Genomic DNA, 20,672 nt, shown 5'->3' on the forward strand with positions numbered 1-20,672 from the left:
GGCATGTATGAACAAGTTTCCCACTCATTACTGAACGATATCCTCATTGGCCTGGACCCCAAAGTAGGCTGCGAGGACTTGAAACATTTCTATATCCGTCTCGGGGCCAATTTCTATGCCATACATTCCTTATTCCACCAGCTGTATGGCGACCGCCACGATTTCCGCCCGCAACTGCAGAAGCTGGTGGAAGTCATGGCCAGGCAATATGTCAATCGCCGCCCGGAGCTCCGCAGAAGCGATCTTGCGCGCGAGAAAGATCACAACTGGTTCCTAAGCCAGGAACTCGCTGGCTATACCTTGTATTGCCAGGAATACGCCCAGGATCTCAAAGGAATGCACGCAAAGCTGGATTACCTGCAGGAACTAGGTATCAACCTGGTGCATATCATGCCTGTACTTGATGGTCCCAAAGGACGCAACGACGGTGGCTATGCCGTACGTGACTTCCGCAAGATCGATGAAAAATACGGTACGCTGGATGACATGGACGCCTTGAGTGCCGATATGCGTAGCCGGGGTATGTTGCTGGTGCTGGATGTGGTTGTGAACCACACTTCGGATGAACACGAATGGGCTCAACAGGCCAAACAGGGCAACGAACAACACCTGGACTATTACTACACCTACCCGGATCGCAAGATCCCGGATATCTTCGAACAGTCCATGCCCGAGGTTTTCCCGGAAACAGCTCCCGGCAACTTCACCTGGAACGAGGAAATGGGGCGCTGGGTGATGACAGTATTCAATCATTTCCAGTGGGACCTCAATTACAAAAACCCGGCTGTTTTCATCGAAATGATCGATATCATCTTGTTCTGGGCCAACCATGGGGCAGATGTCGTGCGGCTGGATGCCGTAGCTTTTCTTTGGAAAAAAATCGGCAGCACCTGCCAGAATGAACGTGAGGCCCACCTGATCCTGCAACTGATGAAAGACTGTTGCCAGGTCACAGCCCCAGGCACGCTGTTCATTGCCGAAGCCATTGTAGCTCCATTGGAAATCATCAAATATTTCGGTGAGGACGCCGTCAACGCCAAAGAATGTGAAGTGGCCTACAACGCCACGTTCATGGCCTTGCTATGGGATGCTGTGGCAACCAAGAAAACCTTGTTGCTCAACCATGGCCTGCGTAACCTGCCCACCAAGCTGGACCGAGCCACCTGGCTCAATTATGCCCGCTGCCATGATGATATCGGGCTGGGTTTCGATGATAACGACATCCGCGCCGCAGGCTATGACCCGCAAGCACACCGTCGCTTCCTGGTGGATTACTATACTGGAGTCTATCCCGACTCTACGGCCACTGGCGTTGCCTTTGGCCGCAATGAAAAAACCGGTGATGCCCGTATCTCCGGCTCCCTGGCGTCCCTGGCCGGGTTGGAAGCCGCACTTTCCAGCCATGACGATGCCGCCATAGATAACAGTGTCCAGATCATTATCCTGCTGCATGGCATGATTGCCTCGTTTGGCGGTATCCCGCTGCTTTATTACGGAGATGCCATCGGTACCCTCAACGACAATACTTACCTGACTGACGAGAACAAACATCACGACAGCCGCTGGGTGCATCGTCCCACCCTGGATTGGCGCAAAGCAGAGCGCCGCCATGAACCCGGAACCGTAGAACACCGTATTTTCCATGCCATCAGGAAAATACTCGCGGTACGCAAGCAGATTCCAGCATTTGCCGACCTCAATAATCGCGAGATATTCGAGACCAGCAATCCACACCTGTTTGTCTTTATGCGCTTCACGGCACACGGGATTTATTCGCGCGTGCTGGTCATCGCCAATTTTGATACTGCGCCACATATCCTGAACCTGACCGAGTTGAATACCGTCAATCTCTCAGAGCGCTATGAAACCAGGGATATCTATAGCAACCAATGCATTGCCACTCAAACAGGAACAGTTGAAATCCCGGCATTGAGCTTTTACTGGCTGCAACTCTAAATCTGCAACCCACCAGACCAGGTACATGGTGATACAAAATGGCATGCATCCATGCACACCATTCGGCATGACCGCGTACCCGGTTTCTGCATCTGGTACTTTCAGTAGTAGAATCGCAGTTTTTATCTTTCCAGATACCACAATGGGCTTTGAACAACTCGCAGAACTTAAAAAACAACTGGCAGCCAAGGCCAAGGCGGAACGACCTGCCAAACCTCAAACAAAACCCAAGGCCGCTACGCCGCGCAGGCAGGACCCAGTTGATCCTGTAATACTCAGTATTGGCAGGCTGCAAAAGCATTTTCCCAAGGCGTTCCCCAAGAACCCAGCTCCCAAGCTGCCACTCAAGGTCGGCATCCATGAAGAGCTACTGGCCAAGGCCAAGGAAATCGGGCTGGAAACTGCTGCAATTACAGAAGCAGTGAAAACCTGGTGCCGAGGCACACGTTACTGGGCCAGTATTGTTGAAGGTGCGCCACGCGTTGACCTGGAAGGCAACACGGCAGGCGAGGTGACAGCCCGTGATGCGGCACAGGCACGTTCCCTGGAGGCACGCCGCAAACAGCCACGCAAACCCAAGGCAGCTGCAGCGGAAAATGCCAGTGCCCAGGAGCCTGCGTCTCAACCACCTGCACCCGGTGACGTCACTCCTCCTGTGGAATGAACATTACCGGTATCCTGCTGGCAGCTGGCCACTCCCGCCGCTTCACACCCGGCAACAAGCTGCTGTACCCCCTGCAGGATAACCAGCCCGCTGCCCTGATCGCAGCACAACATCTCGTGGCTGCGCTTCCACACAGCCTGGCAGTGGTCAGGCCGGAAACTCCCGCACTGGCTGACTGCTTGTCAGGTGCGGGACTGGAAGTGCTGGCCTGCCAGCCAGACCAGCAGGAAATGGCAGACAGCCTGGCCGCGGCAGTACGTCACCTGGTATTTCAACCACGTCCACCGGATGCCATTGTCGTCGCATTGGCCGACATGCCGTTTATTCTGCCGCACACTATCACCATGATCGTCGATCAGCTGTCAGTACATACCCACAACATCGTAGCACCCACTTATCATGGCTTGCGCGGACACCCCGTGGCTTTCAGCAAGCGTTTCTATGCCGAACTTGCCACTCTGACTGGAGACGAAGGCGCACGCTCTGTCCTGCGTCGCCATGCGGAGGACATTGTCATGCTGGAGTGCGATGATCCGGGTATTCTGCAGGATTTTGATACCTGGGAGGAGTTACAACGTCTCCTGCCCGATACCTAACTGGTACAGACACTGCCAGCAGATAGTGCACTGGCAATGGATTGACTCTTCAAGGCTGCTGCACGTTGCTGCGAACGTATCTGGATGATTTCCGCCAGGATGGCCACCGCAATCTCTGCCGGCGTTCTGCTGCCGATCTGCAACCCGACGGGACCATGCAAGCGGCTGATTTCCTCATCGCCGAGCTCAAACATGCGTAAGCGTTCGCGCCGCTTCTCCTGATTCAGCCTGGAGCCCAGCGCCCCGACGTAAAAAGCTTCTGAGCGCAAGGCTTCCAGCAATGCCATATCATCCAGCCTGGGGTCATGCGTCACAGCTACAATTGCGGTGTATCCGTCTGCGGCAATGTCCAGCACCACATCATCCGGCATGCCTGCACACCACTGCACACCCTCCACCTGCCATTGTGCACGTATTTCCTCACGCGGATCACACAACAGCACATTGAATTCCAATGCCTGCGCCATGCTGGCCAGCATGGCGCCCAATTGATTGGCGCCAATAATCAACAAACGCCATTGTGGGCCGAAATAATGATGAAACCAGCCATTCTCCAGGCAGGCAATTGCACCCGGCATGGCATCACCCCAGATCACTTCATTGCTACCGATCCGCACAGAGCGCCGCAATAGCCTGCGTTGCTGCAGACTATCCAGCACGGGCTGCAGCACATGTACGCTGCTGACATGCTCGACAAAAATCTGCAACTGTCCACCACAGGGAATACCATAATGCTGCGCCTCATCCCGGCTTACCCCATACTCAAGCAGGCCATTGACTGGCGGCAGGCGATGGCTTCGTGCGCGCGCGATCAGCTCGTCTTCAATACACCCGCCAGAAACAGAGCCCAGCAGCTGACCATCATCCCTCACCGCCAGCATGGCACCAGGCAAACGCGGCGATGATCCCCAGGTTTTCACCACAGTGCAAAGATGCACTTGATGTCCAGCCTGCAACCAGCCAATCGCATGTTCCAGCACTTCCTGCTCAGGCATATACATGATGCGTTACGCCTTCAACTGGTCACGTATGGGCAGGGTACGGATGCGTTTGCCCGTGGCGGCAAAAATGGCATTACAGATGGCCGGGGCGATAGTGGGGGTTACAGGCTCACCTACGCCGCCCAACGGCACATCCAGCGCGTGCTCCACCATATGCACATGAATCTCGCGCGGTGCCTCGTCGATGCGCAGTACCTGATACTCGTGGAAGTTGCTCTGTTGCGCTGCCCCATTCTTGAAACTGATTTCACCAGTGAGAGTGAGACTTGCACCCATGATGCATGCGCCCTCTGCCTGTGAGCGGATGCGATCCGGGTTCACTTGCGGGCCACAATCCACGGCAATATCCACACGGGGAATACTGATCTCACCATCTTCGCCGACCACCACTTCAACAACTGCCGCGATATACGTGACAAAGCTGTAACAGAATGCCAGCCCCAAGCCATGCCCTTTGGGCAATTTTCTCCCCCAGCCTGCCTTGCTGGTGACCAACTCGACCACATGACGCATGCGGCCTACATCCAGCGGATAACGTTGCGGCGATTCACCATAATTCCAGCCATCTTCGATGCTATCAGGATTCACCTTGCGTGCCGGCCCCAACAGCTCCAGCAGGTAATCCCGATGGTCGCGCTTGGCATTGTGCGCCAGCTCTGCCACAAAAGACTGCACTGCAAATGCGTGCGGAATATTGGAAACGGAACGGAACCAGCCAATACGGGTATGCGCTTGAACCTCCGGACTCTCAACTCGCATATGGGGAATATTGAACGGGATATTCACTGCGCCCATGCCAAGCTCAAATGGCGCACCGCCTTTGGCATTGGCGACAAATGTCGAGGCAATGGTCGGCGCGGTTGTCCTGTGCAGCCATGCTGTCGGCATGCCCTTGGCATCCAGGGCACACTCCATATGCTCCAATGATACGGTATGGAAATAATCATGGTGCAGGTCATCTTCCCGTGTCCATGTCACTTTGACCGGCTTGCCTTTCATTGCCTGGGAAAGCAGGGCAGCCTCTACCACATAATCAGGCTTGGATTTCCGCCCGAAACCACCACCCAGCAACGTCACATTCACACGCACATTAACCGGCTTGAAACCGAGATGCGCAGCCACAGCATCCAGCGCTGCCTGGGGATCCTGCACACATGCCCAGGCTTCACACTTGCCATTCACGATCTGCGCCGTGGCAGCAGGTGGTTCCATGGTGCCGTGAGCAATATGCGGCTGATAGTATTCGGCGACAAATTTCTTGCCGTCCCTGGCCAGTACGCCAGCAGCATCCCCATGATTGCGGACAACCTTCGCAGGTTTACGCGCAGCGGCTTCCAATATCTTGCGATAGGTTTGAGAATCATAGACTGCATTAGCACCATGATCCCAGACGATCTTCAGCGCTTCACGTCCCTTGATCGCCGCCCATGTATTGCTTGCCAGCACGGCAATGCCTCCCAGTGGATGGAACAATGGCGGCAGCAGACTGCTGCTCTTCAGCTCAAGTACCTTGAGCACGCCTGGTACCTTGAGTGCTGCACTGGCATCAAACGACTTGACCTTGCCACCCAGCACTGGCGGCCGGGCAATGACAGCATGCAGCATGCCTTTCAGCTGAGTATCGATACCGTAATGCGTTGTGCCAGTGACAATTTTCTGACCGTCGACATTGCGGGTATTCTGCTTGCCGATATAACGGAATTCAGCGGCAGACTTAAGTTTCAGATTGTCTCGCACTGGAACCGGAAACTTGGCGGCTGCAACTGCCAACTCACCATAGCCCAATGTCTTGCCACTGGGTTGATGCACGACCTGGTGGTTTCTGGCCCGCACTTCATTACGCGGAACACCCCATTTTGCCGCCGCAGCCGTTTCCAGCATCATGCGCGCCGTGGCCCCGATACGTCGCATGGGTTCAAAATGGTGACGCATGCTGCGTGATCCATCCGTATTCTGATTGCCGTACTTTGCTTCATTTGCCTCCGCCTGCACCACACGCACGCGTGCCCAGTCGGCTTCCATCTCATCAGCGATCACCAAGGGCAGGCTGGTGCGTACACCTTGGCCCATTTCTGAGCGATGCGCCACAATATTGACGATGCCATCGGAACCAATGGAGACAAACACCAGCACATCTTCCTTCAGCCCGCCAGGCATGGCATCACCGCCATACTTCTTCGCCGGCTCTGCGACCGCCGCACGTACAAGGTCATTAATGCCTATGGTCAAGGCCAGGCCAGTCGCAATACCAACCCCTTTAAGCAGGCGACGGCGATTGATATCCGGCAGATCCATCATCAATTCCTGGCTCATTTTGTGCCTCCCTTGGCAACCAGCTTGATTGCCGCACGAATGCGCGGATATGTACCACAACGGCAAATATTGCCACTCATCGCCTCATCAATTTCTTCATCCGTAGGATTGGGGGTAGCGCGAAGCAAGGCTGTAGCGGACATGATTTGTCCAGCTTGGCAATATCCGCATTGGGCAACCCCCAGCTCAAGCCAGGCCCGCTGGACAGCCTGACCCACCTTGTCCTCCCCTACAGCCTCGACTGTAGTGATCTTCTTGCCTACCGCCGCCGAAACCGGAGTCACACATGCACGCACCGGCTCATTATCCAGATGTACGGTACAAGCCCCACACAACGCCATGCCGCACCCGAATTTGGTACCTGTCAGCTGGGCAACATCACGTATTGCCCATAACAATGGCATATCATTGGGCACCTCCAACTGGCGACTCTGACCATTGATTTCCAGCAATACCATGTCAATTCCTTTCAAGTGCAAACCAATAACGTTATATACAAATATATATATCGTTTAATATCAATGAGATATGCGCAGTATGCAGAAATTACCCTACTCTATAAATGGAAATATACTTATTTTAGAATTCCATTTTGTGGAATAATGTGACATTGATTCTTTACCATATTCATCATGCTCAACCGCCTGGAATTGATGCGCATTTTTTGTGCAACTGCCGAAGCCAGCAGCTTCAAGGAAGCCGCAGCCCGGCTGGCCACCTCGCCACAATCCATCACCCGGGCTATCAAGGAGCTGGAGACCTTATTCGGAGAACCTCTGTTTTATCGGAATACGCGCCAGATGCGTATTACCGAATTCGGCGAACACTTGGCGGCGCGCGCAAGAGAAGCGGTCACTGGCATAGATGACTTATTTCTTACATCGGGCAGGCAACGGCAACAGGATATCGGCGGCATCGTGCGTATTACGGCACCCATCGTGATCGGGCGTCATTTCCTGCTACCCATACTCAGTGAAATTGCACAGAAGTATCCCCAGATCACGATAGACCTGCGCCTGTCAGATGCGCACAGCGATGTCGTCGAACAGCAAATTGATATTGGCGTCAGAGTGGGGTTCTTGCGGGACAGCAGCTTTGTGGCCCGGTCCCTGTCCAAAGTTTCATTCCTGGTAGTAGCCACGCCAGAGCTGGTTGCAAAAACCGGCATCCCTGCCACGCTACAGGAGTTGAATGACCTACCCACCATCGCCCTGGCGGATAAGAGCAGTGGCAAACACTGGCCCTGGTTCTTCGCAGATGGTCAGCAGCTCACCCTCAAATCTCCCAGCTTCATCACGGATGATTCCGAACTGGAAGTAGCGCTGGCACTGAACGGTACTGGCTTCGCGCAACTTGGCTCACCTTTTGCCATTCCGCATTTGCAGAGTGGACGCCTGGTTTCTGTGCTGGATGAGTTTATTGCACCTTCATGGAATCTATATGTGTACCGTCCACGACGCGGCCCGGTGCCTGACCGCATCCGCCTGGTTTATGACAAGATCGCCCAGGCACTCAGTGATCCAGCCTTATTCCCGACCCAACGCCTCGATTAATACAGGTCGCGCATACTGAGTTTGCGCAATTTCGGCGCAAACCCTGCCACTGCACCGACCACGGCGATTGTCATCGCTCCGCCGAATATGACCGAAGGCACCAACCCCAGCAGACGGGCTGCCATACCCGATTCAAATGCGCCCAGCTCATTGGACGAGCCAATGAAAATGCCATTGATGGCAGAAACACGGCCACGCATTTCATCCGGTGTCACGAGCTGCATGATCGTGCTACGCACAATCACGGATACGCCATCGCAGATACCCGAAATCATCAACAAGAACGCTGCAAGCCAAAAATTGCCACTCAGGGCAAAGGCAATGATGCTCAACCCAAAGCCTGCCACGGCTACCAGCAGAATGCGGCCCGCATTGCGGTTGATCGGGTGGCGCGTCAGCCAGATGCCTGTTGCAATGGCGCCCAATGCAGGTGCAGCACGCAGGATACCCAAGCCTTCCGGGCCATGGTTGTATACATCATGGATGAACATGGGCAGCATGGCGACGGCACCGCCAAACAACACAGCAAACATATCCAGTGCCTGTGCTCCCAACATGATCTGGTTGTTGAAAACAAAACGCAGCCCTTGCCCTATGCTGGCAAATACAGGCGTATTGTCTGTCGCGGGAGGCTGCCTGACCTTAAGGCTCACCATGGCAACCGCTGCGACCAGGGCAAACACGGCAGAACACCCATAGGCAGCACTGATACCCAGCCAGGCAATCATGCCACCACCAATTGCCGGTCCCAGCACCAGGCCGGTCTGCAACACGGCGCTGCCGATGCTCGCCGCCCGGGCAAATTGCTGCCGCGGCAATACCAGCGCAAACAAGGCACTGTATGAAGGGCCGATGAAAGCCCGGGCAAATCCTACACAGGCGATGGATCCATAGATAAAAAGTGGGGACTCACTTTCGTGCAATAGCCAGCCGGACGAAATAGCCACCAGCACCAACGCATTTATCGTCAATACGATACTGGCCATTATGCCAAACATACGCCGCGAATAATGATCCACGGCATAACCTGCAAACAAGGCAGTACAGAAATAGGGAATGACTTCCGCCAGGCCGATCAGCCCCAGTGACAAGGGATCATGCGTAATCTGGAAAATGTGCCAGCCCACCACCACGGCCATGACCTGATATGAGAACGTAATACTGACCCGAAAAGCCAGTAATCTGAGAAAAGCGGCATTACGCAGGGGGTAGGACGAGTCGTCGACAGGCATGGTGATATTGTAAACAATGCAGCATTGGCATTACACCCCGGTATTATCAGGGCTATTGAGATTATTTCCGGGGAGGCTGGGTAATTTCAGGTTATGGGGTCCGGCACCGCGTGCCGCGTTGCTCCAGGCTCATTCCACTGAAAATACACGGGGCATTTCACCCGCTGCAGGAATGGTATACACAGTCAGGGTACCAGGCTTCATTTCTCCCATGCCTGGGGAATTGGTTGGCATATCCGGAACACTGATCCCTGCGATGGCGGGTTTCTGCTGCAATAACTTCTGGATTGCCGTGACGGGCACATGACCTTCCACCACGTAACCACCAATCAGCGCTGTATGGCAGCTTGCCACACGCGTGACACCATATTGTTGCTTGATGCGTCCCATGTCCGCCCGGTCAAATGCCTCGACCTTGAAGCCATGCTCACGCAAATATGCCACATACTTCTGGCAGCAACCGCAATTCGCATCTTTGTACAGCGTGACCAACGGCAAAGCCCAGACAGAAGACGAAGCCAGCAACAACAGGAGCGCTGTGAAGCGCGTCAGAACATACATAGCATCAACCAATTTGCAGGAAAACAGAGGCCGAGTCTAACAGCTTGCCAGGCAATCTCCCAAATCCAGCCTCTGGTAGGCCCATTATTGGGCGCATTTTTCCTTTTTCTTGGTTTCTATTTCTTCCACGAGGCCATTCTCGATCTCAACCTCTACACAGGCACCCACCACCAACGGACCATGCTTTTCTTCCAGTTCTGTATTCTTGGTCACATCAAGCTGGCGGCCTGATACCACCCAGGTTCCGATGTTAGTATCCGAACGGCTCTCAATCACTCCATAGAACTCTTCTTCCGCAGCCTGCACACTAGATACCACACCTGCAAAAGCAAGTATTGCAAGGCTGATACTCAAGGTCTTCTTCATGACGTTTCTCCTCATTATTGATGAAGATACATGAAATAATTCATATATCTATGCGGGAATCATTCCCAAAAATCAGGCAGATGTCAATTTCTAGGTAAATCAACCAGCACTTCGAGGCCGCCTTCCGCCAGGTTGTGCAAATTGATCTGGCCGTCATGCGCCTCCACAATGGTCTTGGCGATACTCAGACCAAGCCCGAAACCACCAGTAGCGGCATTACGCGAACTCTCGACCCGGTAAAACGGCTCAAACACGTGCTTGAGTAAATGCTCCGGAATGCCTGGCCCATGATCGCGGATGGCGATCTGCAACCGTTCTGTAGTATCCATCACCTCAATATGTGCAGACTTACCATAGCGTATCGCATTCTCCAGCAAGTTCTGCAGGCATCGTTTCAGACTCACGGCATAGCCATCAATCGGCACTGCTTCACCATGCAGTGAAACCTCGGCTCCGGTTTCCTGCAGGTCCACCTGCAGCCCTTGCAACATGGCATTGATATCAATAGGATGGCGGTTTTCATGCACCTCTACACCACGCATGAATTCCACAGTAGTGGAAATCAGGGTTTCCATGTCTTCCAGGTCTCGACGGAATTTATCCCGCAGCACAGGTCTTTCGATCTGCTCGGTACGCAGGCGCAAGCGCGTGATCGGGGAACGCAGGTCATGCGAAATGGCTGCGAGAAAACGGCTTTTTTCTGTCACCGTATCAATCAGGCGCTGCTGCATCAGGTTGAATGCATTCGCTGAACGCCGCACCTCAGTCGGGCCATCCACATCCAGCGGAGGACTATAGATATTGCGGCCCAGACGCTCTGCTGCAGCTGCCAGCCGATCCAGTGGCTTCATGATCTGCCGCACAGCAAACAAGGCAATGCCGACAATGACAATAATACGGATGAAATAAACGCGGAACAGATAGTCAAAAAGGTCCATCAGCGGCGCCACACTCATGCCAGCCTGGCCCTCATGCGCATTCAGCTGCAGCCATTGCCCACTGTCCAGCTGCACATAGAGAGTGAAATGGGCGGAAGGGTAGTGCGATTCAAATAGATCCAGCCATTGTGCCTCTCGGCCATGCTCATCACGCAAGTCAATCTCGGTGATACGAATAGGCAGGGAGCGGCCGAACTCCTGCTCAAACACATGCTTGAACAGGAGCTCCACTGCTCGTTCACGCGTATTGAGTGCCGCCAGGCGGGGAGGAGCGCTCACCGGAGTAAGCCGATACATGGAGTTGCTGAGCTTGTTGATCAGCAACTGCTCATCATCAACTTTACTGATTTCGATGAAACCAATGCTGTCGGACAATTTTGCCGCCAGAACCCGAGTGGGAATTTCCAGGGCCTTGGCATAATTCATGTCATACCAGATAAACCCTGTCAGCACCTGAGCTGTCATGGTGCCCGCCACCAACACGATGACCAGACGCCCAAACAGCGATGCTGGCCATAGCCATTTCATGTTCATTTTTCGTGCTTGACCTGGCTGGTCAACATATAACCCGCATTGCGGACAGTACGAATAATACCGGGATTACGTGAATCCATTTCCAGATGGTGGCGCAAGCGACTGATGCACACATCAATCGATCGATCAATGGTCTGACTGTCTTTGCCGTAGACATGCTCGATGAGGAATTCACGGCTCAGTGGGCGGTTGGGATGCTCAAGCAAAGCCCGCAGTACCATGTAGTCTGAACTCCCCAGAGACACAATCACACCACTCGGCGAAAACATCTGTCGCGCCCGTGTATCCAGTCGCCAGCCTTCAAAACTGATATACGCATATTCATCTACAGCACTTTTCTCGGTATTGGTGCGTGTGCGCCGCAGTATCACCTTAACTCTCGCTAATAGCTCACGCGGGTCAAACGGCTTGGGCAGGTAATCATCCGCCCCCACTTCCAGCCCGATAATACGGTCAACCAAGGTACCTTTGGCTGTGAGCATAATGATAGGCGTATCCCCCTGCGCACGTACCCCGCGACACAAACTCAGGCCATCTTCCTCTGGCAGCATCAGGTCCAGCACAATCAGGTCCACTTGCTCCTTACTGACTACCCGCCACATTTCACGACCATTGGCCGCCTCGGAAACCCTGAAACCAGCATCCCGGAGGTAATCCGTCAGCAACTCGCGGATTTCATGGTCATCATCAACGACTAGAATATGATCTGGTTTATTCATCTTGGTAAGCTCGCGTGACTATTCTACTGTGACCGACTTGGCCAGATTCCGTGGCTTATCGACATCCGTCCCTTTTAGCAGAGCCGCATGATATGCCAGTAACTGGACGGGGATGGTATGAAGAATCGGGGATAATACCCCGACATGACGTGGCGTACGAATGACATGCACCCCTTCACTGGCAGTAAAGTTGCTGTCTGCATCGGCAAATACGAATAACTCCCCACCACGCGCGCTGACTTCCTGCATATTGGATTTCACTTTTTCCAACAAAGCGTCGTTAGGAGCAATCACCACCACAGGCATATCCCTGTCCACCAACGCCAGAGGCCCATGTTTCAATTCTCCGGCAGGGTAGGCCTCGGCATGGATATAGGAAATCTCCTTGAGCTTGAGCGCACCCTCGAGGGCAATTGGGTAGTGCATACCACGCCCGAGGAACAAGGCATGGAATTTGTTACTGAACGCCTTCGCCCACTCACGAATTTGTGGCTCAAGGTTGAGCGCATACTGTACGCTGCCGGGCAGGCGGCGCAATTCGTCGATATAGGCCTGCTCCTGATTCTGGGCCAGCAAGCCGCGTTGCTTGGCAAACGTCGCAGCCAACGTGAACAAAGCAACCAGTTGGGTAGTGAAAGCCTTGGTCGATGCCACACCGATTTCTGCACCGGCACGGGTATACAGCACCAGGCGCGATGCGCGTGGAATGGCGCTTTCCTGTACATTGCAAATGGCCAGGGTCAGGTTCTGACCCAACGACTTGGCATGCTTGAGCGCTTCCATGGTATCCAGGGTCTCGCCGGACTGGGAAATGGTGATAATCAATTGCCTGGGGTTGGGCACGGATTTGCGGTAACGGTACTCGCTGGCAATTTCCACCGAGGTGGGTAATTGCGCGATGCTTTCCAACCAATATTTGGCGGTCAGGCCGGCGTAGTAACTTGTACCTGCCGCCAGGATCAATATACTGTCCACTTCACTAAACACTGCTTCCGCCTCCGCGCCGAACAAGGCCGGGCTGAAGGCGTTGTCGTCGATAATGGCTTCCAGCGTGTCGGTCAATGCGCGCGGCTGTTCGTGGATTTCCTTCTGCATGAAATGGGAGTAGGGACCCAGCTCCAGTGAAGCCAGCGAGAGGTCGCTGCGATGCACGGTACGTTCCACCAACTGGTCCGCCGCATCAAATATCAATACCTGGTCTTTGGTAATATCTGCCACGTCACCATCTTCGAGATAGATTACATTACGAGTGGCAGACAGCACGGCAGAAACATCAGAAGCAATGAAGTTTTCACCTTCCCCAAGCCCGATCAGCAATGGACAGCCCTGGCGTGCGCAGATCATCTGGCCAGGATAGTGAATGGATACCACACTGATCGCAAACGCGCCTGTCAGCTCCTTGACGGCGTGCTTGACTGCATCCAGCAATGGCAATTTCTGGGCAAGGTAGTAATGGATCAGGTGCGCAATCACTTCGGTATCGGTTTGCGACTCGAATTCATAACCCATTGCCTGCAGGCGCAGACGCTGCTCATCATGGTTCTCGATGATGCCGTTGTGCACCACGGCAATTTCCCCGCGCGAGATATGTGGATGCGCATTGGATTCAGTCACGCCGCCATGCGTGGCCCAACGCGTATGGCCGATGCCCAGTGTCCCGGTCAGGTTTTCCTCCTGGGCCTTGCCCTGCATTTCCGCCACACGGCCCACCGCGCGCACACGGCGGATAGCGCCCTCGCTAAGCACAGCAATCCCTGCGGAGTCATAGCCGCGATATTCCAGGCGGCTCAGGCCCTCTATCAACACCGGAACAATATTTCGTGCGCCAACTGCGCCAACAATGCCACACATCTTATTTCTTCACTTTCTCAGGGCGTTTCCAGTTTTCTATCGTGAATTGGCGCACGCGCGACATGGTCAGCTGCTCTGCCGGGGCGTCCTGGGTAACCGTAGTGCCAGCCGCAATCGTCGCACCTGCCTTGACAGTCACCGGCGCCACCAGTTGCGTGTCAGAGCCAATGAACGCCTTATCCTCGATCACGGTGCGTGATTTGTTCACGCCATCATAGTTGCAGGTAATGGTGCCTGCGCCGATATTCACATCCTTGCCTACGGTAGCATCACCGATATAGCTCAGGTGGTTGATCTTGCTGCCACTATCCACCTGGGCGTTTTTCAATTCTACGAAGTTGCCAACATGCGTATGGTCAGCCAGGTTCGTGCCCGGTCGCAATCGCGCGTAAGGCCCGATTTTGCAGGCTTCTGCCAGGCTGGCATCGTCGATATGGGTATAGGCTGCCAATACAGTCCCAGTACCAATGCTGGCGTTACGGATCACGCAATACGAGCCTATCCGCACATTGTCAGCCAGTGTTACCTCACCCTCGAACACACAGCCAACATCTATCTCGACATCACGCCCGGCGGTCAATGTCCCGCGCACATCAATGCGCGCAGGATCGGCCAGCGTCACACCCTGCGCCAGTAACCTTGCCGCATACCGCTGCTGGTAGACGCGCTCCAGCGTCGCAAGATCCTGTTTGGAATTGATACCTGTCACCTGCCATTCATCATCACTTTGCGTGGCGGCCACTGCCTGGCCATCCGCCACGGCCAGTGCCACGATATCCGTCAAATAATACTCCTGCTGGGCATTGCGGTTATCCAGTTGCGCCAGCCATTGTGCCAGCCAGGCGTTATCTGCAGCCATAATGCCAGTATTCACTTCCTGGATTGCGCGTTGAGCCTCCGTTGCGTCCTTGTGCTCGACAATTGCCTGCACCGATGCCTGTTCTCGCACAATGCGCCCATAACCTGCCGGATCATGCTTATGCACTGTCAACAATGCCAGGGCAGCCTGCTCAGCCAATAAACTCTGGCAGCTTTCCACTGCAAGCAAAGGCACGTCACCCAGCAGGATAAGCGTCCTCGCATCTGCTTCCAGATGGGGAAGCGCTTGCTGCATGGCATGTCCGGTACCCAATTGCTCAGCCTGTTGCACCCAGGTAATGTCATCAGCGGGCAATGCCTGCGGCACTGCATCACCGCCAAAACCATAAATGACAATGATCTTGCTGGGGTTGAGTTTCCGTGCAGTGTCCAATACATGCTGCAGGATAGGCCTGCCTGCGAGCGCATGTAGTACCTTGGGTTTGCCGGAATGCATACGGGTACCTTTGCCCGCTGCGAGAATCACGACATTGAGCCTGGAGGAGGGTGATGAAAAAGACAAGTTCTGATCCGGTTCAAGCGTTGAGAATTAACTGGAAGTATAAATGAAAAAAGGCAGCCGATTGGCTGCCTTCTCATGCAAAACTTACAGGTTTAGTGCGTTGTCTTGCGTAATTGCTCAATTGTCTGCAATTGAGCGAGTGCTTCGGACAATTCAGCCTGCGCGCGCGCATAGTCTACGCCGGAAGACTTGTTGCGTAATGTTTCTTCCGCAACACGCTTGGCTTCAATTGCCTTGGCTTCATCCAGGTCATGTCCACGAATCGCAGTATCAGCCAGTACAGTGATCACACCAGGCTGCACTTCCAGCAAACCGCCGGAAATGTAAATCGCCTGTTCTTCACCGTTATCGGCAACCTTAACCCGCAGCACGCCTGGCTTGATGGTAGTGATCAGAGGCGCATGATTGGGATAAATACCCACCTCGCCCATTTTCGCAGGAGCAGCAACGAACTCTGCCTCGCCCGAGAAAATGGACTCTTCTGCGCTAACCACGTCCAGGTGTATTGTTGATGCCATATCGTCCTATCCTTACCTTGTGACAGGTATTAGTTAAGGGTCTTCGCTTTTTCAACAGCTTCTTCGATTGCGCCAACCATATAGAACGCTTGTTCTGGCAGGTGGTCGTATTCGCCAGCCACGATGGCCTTGAAACCCTTGATGGTATCCTTCAGTGTCACATATTTACCAGGTGCACCAGTGAATACTTCTGCAACGTGGAATGGCTGTGACAGGAAGCGCTGGATTTTACGTGCACGTGCAACTGCCAACTTGTCTTCTGGAGACAATTCATCCATACCCAGAATCGCGATAATGTCACGCAATTCCTTGTAACGTTGCAGTGTTGATTGCACGGAACGCGCTACAGCGTAATGCTCTTCACCAACGATTTGTGGATCCAACTGACGGGAAGTGGAATCCAGTGGATCAACCGCAGGATAGATACCCAGCGCAGCGATATCACGGGACAACACAACTGTAGAGTCCAAGTGCAGGAAGGTAGTAGCCGGGGATGGATCGGTCAAGTCATCCGCAGGCACGTAAACGGCCTGGATAGATGTAATCGAACCAACCTTGGTCGAAGTGATACGCTCTTGCAAGCGGCCCATTTCTTCAGCCAATGTAGGCTGATAACCCACAGCAGAAGGCATACGGCCCAGCAGCGCGGATACTTCGGTACCGGCCAGGGTGTAACGATAGATGTTGTCGACGAAGAACAGGATGTCACGGCCTTCGTCACGGAAACGCTCCGCCATGGTCAGGCCAGTCAGCGCAACACGCAGACGGTTGCCTGGTGGTTCGTTCATCTGACCGAACACCATGCCAACCTTGTCGAGAACGTTAGAGTCCTTCATTTCGTGGTAGAAGTCATTACCTTCACGAGTACGCTCACCAACACCGGCAAACACGGACAAACCACTGTGTTGCTTCGCAATGTTGTTGATCAGTTCCATCATGTTCACGGTCTTGCCCACACCAGCACCACCGAACAGACCAACTTTACCGCCCTTGGCAAACGGACATACCAAGTCAATCACCTTGATACCAGTTTCCAGCAAGTCGACGGAAGGAGAGAGTTCTTCGAATGTAGGCGCCTTCTGGTGAATCGAGCGCTTTTCATCAGCTTCAATTGGACCAGCCTCATCAATAGGGCGACCCAGCACGTCCATGATACGACCCAGCGTACCGTGACCTACTGGTACCTGAATCTGGTTACCAGTATTCTTAACTTTCATGCCGCGGGAAAGACCATCACTGGAACCCATGGCAATGGCGCGCACAACACCGTCACCCAATTGCTGTTGCACTTCCAGGGTCAGTCCTGCTTCTGCCGTGGATGTTTCTTCATCCAGGATCAGTGCATCATATACCTTGGGCATTTGATCACGTGGAAACTCAACGTCAACCACGGCACCAATACATTGAACAACCTTACCTTGACTCATCTTGGTATCCTCAATCTATACTTAAATTCTTCGAGCTTTAGCTAAGCTACATTCCAGCACGACTAGACAGCCGCCGCGCCACCGACAATCTCTGAAATTTCCTTGGTAATCGCAGCCTGGCGTGCCTTGTTGTACACCAGCTTCAGTTCACCAATCACAGTCTTCGCGTTATCAGAAGCGGCCTTCATCGCCACCATACGGGCACTTTGCTCAGAAGCCATATTCTCGGCAACGGCATGATAAATAATGGACTCAATATAGCGAGTCATCAGTTCATCAATGACGACATTAGCTTCAGGCTCATAGATATAATCCCATGGGCCCTGTGCTGTCTTGGTCGTGGTATCCAGCTTGTCACCAGACAATGGCAGCAGTTGCTCCATCACTGGTTCCTGCTTCATTGTGTTGATGAAGCGGGTATAGCAGATATGCAGCTGATCAATTTCACCAGCGATGTAAGCATCCAGCATCACTTTAATGCTGCCAATCAGCTTTTCCAGGCTTGGGGTATCACCGAGACCTGTCACATGGGATTTGACATCAGCATTGACACGGTTCAGATAAGTGAACCCCTTATTGCCGATCGCACTGACAGCAATTTTCTTGCCTTCGTTTTCCCATGCGTTCATCTGATTCAACGACATACGGAGTACATTGGTATTCAAGCCACCGCACAAACCTTTGTCCGAACTGACGACGATCAAGCCGACGTTGGCCACCTTTTCACGCTTAACGATAAAAGGGTGCCTGTATTCGGAATTGGCTTGTGACAAGTGGGCTGTCACATTGCGAATCTTCTCCGCATAGGGACGGGCCATGCGCATGCGCTCCTGCGCCTTGCGCATCTTGGATGCTGCCACCATCTCCATTGCCTTGGTGATCTTGCGCGTATTTTCCACGCTCTTGATCTTGCTACGTATCTCTTTGCTACCAGCCATTGTCTAGTCTGCCTGTCTGTACTTTAAGCTTAGTAAGCGTTAGTTGCTTTGAAGTCTTGAATTGCTGCTTCCAAAGCCTTCTCGTCGTCACCACCAAGGTCATTGGTGCTGTCGATCTTGTCCAGATTGCTCTTGTACTTGGACTTGAGGAAGGAGTGCAGGGCAGATTCAAATGCCAGGGCACGCGCAACAGGTACGTCATCGAAGTAACCCTTGTTTGCAGCCAACAATGTCACTGCCATGTCAGAAGTAGACAATGGAGCATACTGTGCTTGCTTCATCAACTCGGTTACCAGGCGACCACGATCCAGCTGCTTGCGGGTCACTTCATCCAGATCGGAAGCAAACTGCGCAAACGCAGCCAACTCACGATACTGCGCCAGTGCCAGACGGATACCGCCACCAAGCTTCTTGATGACTTTGGTCTGAGCCGCACCGCCCACACGTGATACTGAAATACCAGCATTGATCGCAGGACGGATACCAGCGTTGAACAGGTCGGTTTCCAGGAAGATCTGACCATCAGTAATCGAAATTACGTTGGTTGGAACGAATGCAGAAACGTCACCTGCTGCAGTTTCAATGATAGGCAATGCTGTCAGAGAACCAGTTTGACCCTTCACTTCACCATTGGTGAACTTCTCTACATATTCCTCGCTCACACGTGCTGCACGCTCAAGCAAACGGGAGTGAATGTAGAACACGTCACCTGGATAAGCTTCACGGCCTGGTGGACGACGCAGCAACAGGGAGATCTGACGATATGCCCAAGCTTGCTTGGTCAAGTCATCGTAAACAATCAGTGCATCCTGACCGCGGTCACGGAAATATTCACCCATGGTACAACCGGCATAAGGTGCCAGGAATTGCAGGGCAGCAGGATCAGAAGCGGAGGCCGCGACAACAATGGTGTATTCCATTGCGCCATGCTCTTCCAGCTTGCGTACCACGTTGGCGATAGTAGAAGCCTTCTGGCCGATCGCAACGTAGATACAGGTCATGTTCTGACCCTTTTGGTTGATGATGGCATCAACAGCCACGGCAGTCTTACCAGTCTGACGGTCACCAATGATCAACTCACGCTGACCACGGCCAACCGGCACCATAGAGTCGATCGCCTTGATACCAGTTTGTACCGGCTGGGACACAGATTTACGCGCAATCACGCCTGGCGCAACTTTTTCAATCTTGTCAGACAGCTTGGCATTGATAGGGCCTTTGCCATCGATAGGCTGACCCAGTGCGTTCACAACGCGGCCAACCAGCTCAGGACCTACTGGCACTTCCAGAATCTTGCCAGTGCACTTAACAGTGTCACCTTCGGTGATGTTTTCGTAGTCGCCCAGAATCACGGCACCTACGGAATCACGCTCCAGGTTCAGTGCCAGGCCATAGATATTGCCTGGGAACTCGATCATTTCGCCAGCCATGACATTGGACAGGCCGTGGATACGAACGATACCATCAGTTACTGAGATCACTGTACCTTGAGTACGTGCTTCAGCACTGGTAGAAAAATTCTCTAATCTGCTTTTAATCAGTTCACTGATTTCTGATGTGGATAATTGCATTACTTTTTCCTAACCTTTCAGCGTGTAGGCCATCTCTTGCAATTGGCCACGGACTGAAGCGTCAATGACCGTATCGCCGACTACAATTTTGATCCCGCCAATAATCTCCGGATCCACTTTTACGCTTGCTTCAACCTTTTTGCCGAACCTGGTTTCCAGGCGCTTTACGATGGCAGAAAATTCAGCATCGCTAGGCTGGGTTGCTGCTGTAATTTCGGCCTCCAGCACACCTTCTTCCTGTGCCTTCAAATCCTCAAATGCAGCGGCAACTTCTGGCAGGATGGACAGTCGACCATATTCCACAAGCAACTTGACCAGGTTGGCACCTGCTTCATTCAGCTTGTCTCCGCACACGGAAAGGAATACACGTTCCAAATCAGCCGCATCAACCTTGGGGTTGTCAATAAACGTCCGCATTTGCTCATCTGCCGCGACAGTCGCGGCAAGTGCGAGCATTTGCGACCATTCTGCCAGCGCATTCTTTTCCTTGGCCAAGCGGTAAACCGCTACAGCATAAGGTCTTGCAATGGTGATCGCTTCAGCCATATCGTGC

General features: G+C 53.4%; 19 protein-coding genes. 4 read left to right on the forward strand and 15 right to left on the reverse strand.

The genetic code is table 11. The features are described from left to right. Nucleotides 1-3 precede the first annotated feature (3 nt). The 3 genes from CHB59_RS05895 to CHB59_RS05905 all read left to right on the forward strand — a co-directional run bounded on the left by CHB59_RS05895 (nt 4) and on the right by CHB59_RS05905 (nt 3,216). Nucleotides 4-1,956 (forward strand): alpha-amylase family protein, encoded by a 1,953-nt coding sequence (locus tag CHB59_RS05895; RefSeq protein ID WP_089375308.1) that lies wholly within the window; start codon nt 4-6, stop codon nt 1,954-1,956. A gap of 142 nt (nt 1,957-2,098) precedes the next feature. Further along, nucleotides 2,099-2,620 carry a ProQ/FinO family protein gene (locus CHB59_RS05900; protein ID WP_089375404.1) on the forward strand — a complete coding sequence of 174 codons (522 nt, stop codon included), beginning with the start codon at nt 2,099-2,101 and terminating at the stop codon, nt 2,618-2,620. Further along, nucleotides 2,617-3,216 carry a nucleotidyltransferase family protein gene (locus CHB59_RS05905; protein ID WP_245835058.1) on the forward strand — a complete coding sequence of 200 codons (600 nt, stop codon included), beginning with the start codon at nt 2,617-2,619 and terminating at the stop codon, nt 3,214-3,216. Before CHB59_RS05900 ends, CHB59_RS05905 begins: the two co-directional genes overlap by 4 nt. Here CHB59_RS05905 and CHB59_RS05910 read toward each other — a convergent pair. From CHB59_RS05910 to CHB59_RS05920, 3 genes are read right to left on the reverse strand one after another with little or no spacing between them, the layout of a single operon-like run. Then, nucleotides 3,213-4,217 (reverse strand): XdhC family protein, encoded by a 1,005-nt coding sequence (locus CHB59_RS05910; protein WP_089375309.1) that lies wholly within the window; start codon nt 4,215-4,217, stop codon nt 3,213-3,215. The two genes, CHB59_RS05905 and CHB59_RS05910, sit on opposite strands and share 4 nt — an antisense overlap. 6 nt (nt 4,218-4,223) lie before the next feature. Beyond that, nucleotides 4,224-6,530: a xanthine dehydrogenase family protein molybdopterin-binding subunit gene (locus CHB59_RS05915; protein ID WP_089375310.1), complete on the reverse strand. Its 2,307-nt coding sequence runs from the start codon at nt 6,528-6,530 to the stop codon at nt 4,224-4,226. Beyond that, nucleotides 6,527-6,988 (reverse strand): (2Fe-2S)-binding protein, encoded by a 462-nt coding sequence (locus tag CHB59_RS05920; protein WP_089375311.1) that lies wholly within the window; start codon nt 6,986-6,988, stop codon nt 6,527-6,529. The genes CHB59_RS05915 and CHB59_RS05920 overlap by 4 nt, the downstream gene beginning before the upstream one ends. 195 nt (nt 6,989-7,183) lie before the next feature. Here CHB59_RS05920 and CHB59_RS05925 point away from each other — a divergent pair, with 195 nt between their 5' ends. Beyond that, a complete protein-coding gene (locus tag CHB59_RS05925; protein ID WP_245835060.1) occupies nt 7,184-8,083 on the forward strand; it encodes a LysR family transcriptional regulator in 900 nt (299 codons plus the stop codon). Here CHB59_RS05925 and CHB59_RS05930 read toward each other — a convergent pair. The 12 genes from CHB59_RS05930 to CHB59_RS05985 all read right to left on the reverse strand — a co-directional run bounded on the left by CHB59_RS05930 (nt 8,080) and on the right by CHB59_RS05985 (nt 20,665). Beyond that, nucleotides 8,080-9,315, reverse strand: a complete 1,236-nt coding sequence (locus CHB59_RS05930) for an MFS transporter (RefSeq protein WP_089375313.1) — start codon at nt 9,313-9,315, stop codon at nt 8,080-8,082. The two genes, CHB59_RS05925 and CHB59_RS05930, sit on opposite strands and share 4 nt — an antisense overlap. A 129-nt stretch (nt 9,316-9,444) precedes the next feature. Then, on the reverse strand, nt 9,445-9,876 hold the full coding sequence (locus CHB59_RS05935; RefSeq protein WP_089375314.1) for a DUF411 domain-containing protein: 432 nt from the start codon (nt 9,874-9,876) through the stop codon (nt 9,445-9,447). Between the two features lie 84 nt (nt 9,877-9,960). Further along, a complete protein-coding gene (locus tag CHB59_RS05940; protein ID WP_089375315.1) occupies nt 9,961-10,242 on the reverse strand; it encodes a DUF5666 domain-containing protein in 282 nt (93 codons plus the stop codon). Between the two features lie 83 nt (nt 10,243-10,325). Then, nucleotides 10,326-11,708, reverse strand: coding sequence for an ATP-binding protein (locus CHB59_RS05945; RefSeq protein WP_089375316.1), 1,383 nt, complete (start codon nt 11,706-11,708; stop codon nt 10,326-10,328). Between the two features lie 2 nt (nt 11,709-11,710). Further along, entirely contained in the window at nt 11,711-12,433 is a 723-nt protein-coding gene (locus CHB59_RS05950) for a response regulator (protein ID WP_089375317.1), read from the reverse strand. 18 nt (nt 12,434-12,451) lie between these two features. Continuing rightward, the gene (gene glmS, locus CHB59_RS05955; RefSeq protein WP_089375318.1) at nt 12,452-14,284 is read right to left on the reverse strand and encodes a glutamine--fructose-6-phosphate transaminase (isomerizing); all 1,833 of its coding nucleotides are present in this window, start codon (nt 14,282-14,284) and stop codon (nt 12,452-12,454) included. A gap of 1 nt (nt 14,285) precedes the next feature. Next, on the reverse strand, nt 14,286-15,599 hold the full coding sequence (gene glmU / locus CHB59_RS05960; protein ID WP_089375406.1) for a bifunctional UDP-N-acetylglucosamine diphosphorylase/glucosamine-1-phosphate N-acetyltransferase GlmU: 1,314 nt from the start codon (nt 15,597-15,599) through the stop codon (nt 14,286-14,288). A gap of 158 nt (nt 15,600-15,757) precedes the next feature. Beyond that, on the reverse strand, nt 15,758-16,183 hold the full coding sequence (locus tag CHB59_RS05965) for a F0F1 ATP synthase subunit epsilon (RefSeq protein ID WP_089375319.1): 426 nt from the start codon (nt 16,181-16,183) through the stop codon (nt 15,758-15,760). A gap of 29 nt (nt 16,184-16,212) precedes the next feature. Continuing rightward, complete coding sequence (gene atpD / locus CHB59_RS05970) at nt 16,213-17,610, reverse strand: F0F1 ATP synthase subunit beta (protein ID WP_089375320.1); 1,398 nt, start codon at nt 17,608-17,610, stop codon at nt 16,213-16,215. A 62-nt stretch (nt 17,611-17,672) separates the two neighbouring features. Continuing rightward, the gene (gene atpG / locus CHB59_RS05975; protein ID WP_089375321.1) at nt 17,673-18,548 is read right to left on the reverse strand and encodes a F0F1 ATP synthase subunit gamma; all 876 of its coding nucleotides are present in this window, start codon (nt 18,546-18,548) and stop codon (nt 17,673-17,675) included. Between the two features lie 29 nt (nt 18,549-18,577). Further along, nucleotides 18,578-20,119, reverse strand: a complete 1,542-nt coding sequence (atpA, locus tag CHB59_RS05980) for a F0F1 ATP synthase subunit alpha (RefSeq protein WP_089375322.1) — start codon at nt 20,117-20,119, stop codon at nt 18,578-18,580. A gap of 9 nt (nt 20,120-20,128) precedes the next feature. Continuing rightward, nucleotides 20,129-20,665 carry a F0F1 ATP synthase subunit delta gene (locus tag CHB59_RS05985; RefSeq protein ID WP_089375323.1) on the reverse strand — a complete coding sequence of 179 codons (537 nt, stop codon included), beginning with the start codon at nt 20,663-20,665 and terminating at the stop codon, nt 20,129-20,131. Between the last annotated feature and the right edge of the window lie 7 nt (nt 20,666-20,672).

Source organism: Methylobacillus rhizosphaerae (genome assembly GCF_900187985.1).
Taxonomy (GTDB): domain Bacteria; phylum Pseudomonadota; class Gammaproteobacteria; order Burkholderiales; family Methylophilaceae; genus Methylobacillus; species Methylobacillus rhizosphaerae.

Coding starts and splice junctions, on each gene's coding strand:
- CHB59_RS05895 (WP_089375308.1), top strand. CDS start 4: ATGTATGAACAAGTTTCCCACTCATTACTGAACGATATCCTCATTGGC.
- CHB59_RS05900 (WP_089375404.1), top strand. CDS start 2,099: ATGGGCTTTGAACAACTCGCAGAACTTAAAAAACAACTGGCAGCCAAG.
- CHB59_RS05905 (WP_245835058.1), top strand. CDS start 2,617: ATGAACATTACCGGTATCCTGCTGGCAGCTGGCCACTCCCGCCGCTTC.
- CHB59_RS05910 (WP_089375309.1), bottom strand. CDS start 4,217: ATGTATATGCCTGAGCAGGAAGTGCTGGAACATGCGATTGGCTGGTTG.
- CHB59_RS05915 (WP_089375310.1), bottom strand. CDS start 6,530: ATGAGCCAGGAATTGATGATGGATCTGCCGGATATCAATCGCCGTCGC.
- CHB59_RS05920 (WP_089375311.1), bottom strand. CDS start 6,988: ATGGTATTGCTGGAAATCAATGGTCAGAGTCGCCAGTTGGAGGTGCCC.
- CHB59_RS05925 (WP_245835060.1), top strand. CDS start 7,184: ATGCGCATTTTTTGTGCAACTGCCGAAGCCAGCAGCTTCAAGGAAGCC.
- CHB59_RS05930 (WP_089375313.1), bottom strand. CDS start 9,315: ATGCCTGTCGACGACTCGTCCTACCCCCTGCGTAATGCCGCTTTTCTC.
- CHB59_RS05935 (WP_089375314.1), bottom strand. CDS start 9,876: ATGTATGTTCTGACGCGCTTCACAGCGCTCCTGTTGTTGCTGGCTTCG.
- CHB59_RS05940 (WP_089375315.1), bottom strand. CDS start 10,242: ATGAAGAAGACCTTGAGTATCAGCCTTGCAATACTTGCTTTTGCAGGT.
- CHB59_RS05945 (WP_089375316.1), bottom strand. CDS start 11,708: ATGAAATGGCTATGGCCAGCATCGCTGTTTGGGCGTCTGGTCATCGTG.
- CHB59_RS05950 (WP_089375317.1), bottom strand. CDS start 12,433: ATGAATAAACCAGATCATATTCTAGTCGTTGATGATGACCATGAAATC.
- glmS (WP_089375318.1), bottom strand. CDS start 14,284: ATGTGTGGCATTGTTGGCGCAGTTGGCGCACGAAATATTGTTCCGGTG.
- glmU (WP_089375406.1), bottom strand. CDS start 15,599: ATGCATTCCGGCAAACCCAAGGTACTACATGCGCTCGCAGGCAGGCCT.
- CHB59_RS05965 (WP_089375319.1), bottom strand. CDS start 16,183: ATGGCATCAACAATACACCTGGACGTGGTTAGCGCAGAAGAGTCCATT.
- atpD (WP_089375320.1), bottom strand. CDS start 17,610: ATGAGTCAAGGTAAGGTTGTTCAATGTATTGGTGCCGTGGTTGACGTT.
- atpG (WP_089375321.1), bottom strand. CDS start 18,548: ATGGCTGGTAGCAAAGAGATACGTAGCAAGATCAAGAGCGTGGAAAAT.
- atpA (WP_089375322.1), bottom strand. CDS start 20,119: ATGCAATTATCCACATCAGAAATCAGTGAACTGATTAAAAGCAGATTA.
- CHB59_RS05985 (WP_089375323.1), bottom strand. CDS start 20,665: ATGGCTGAAGCGATCACCATTGCAAGACCTTATGCTGTAGCGGTTTAC.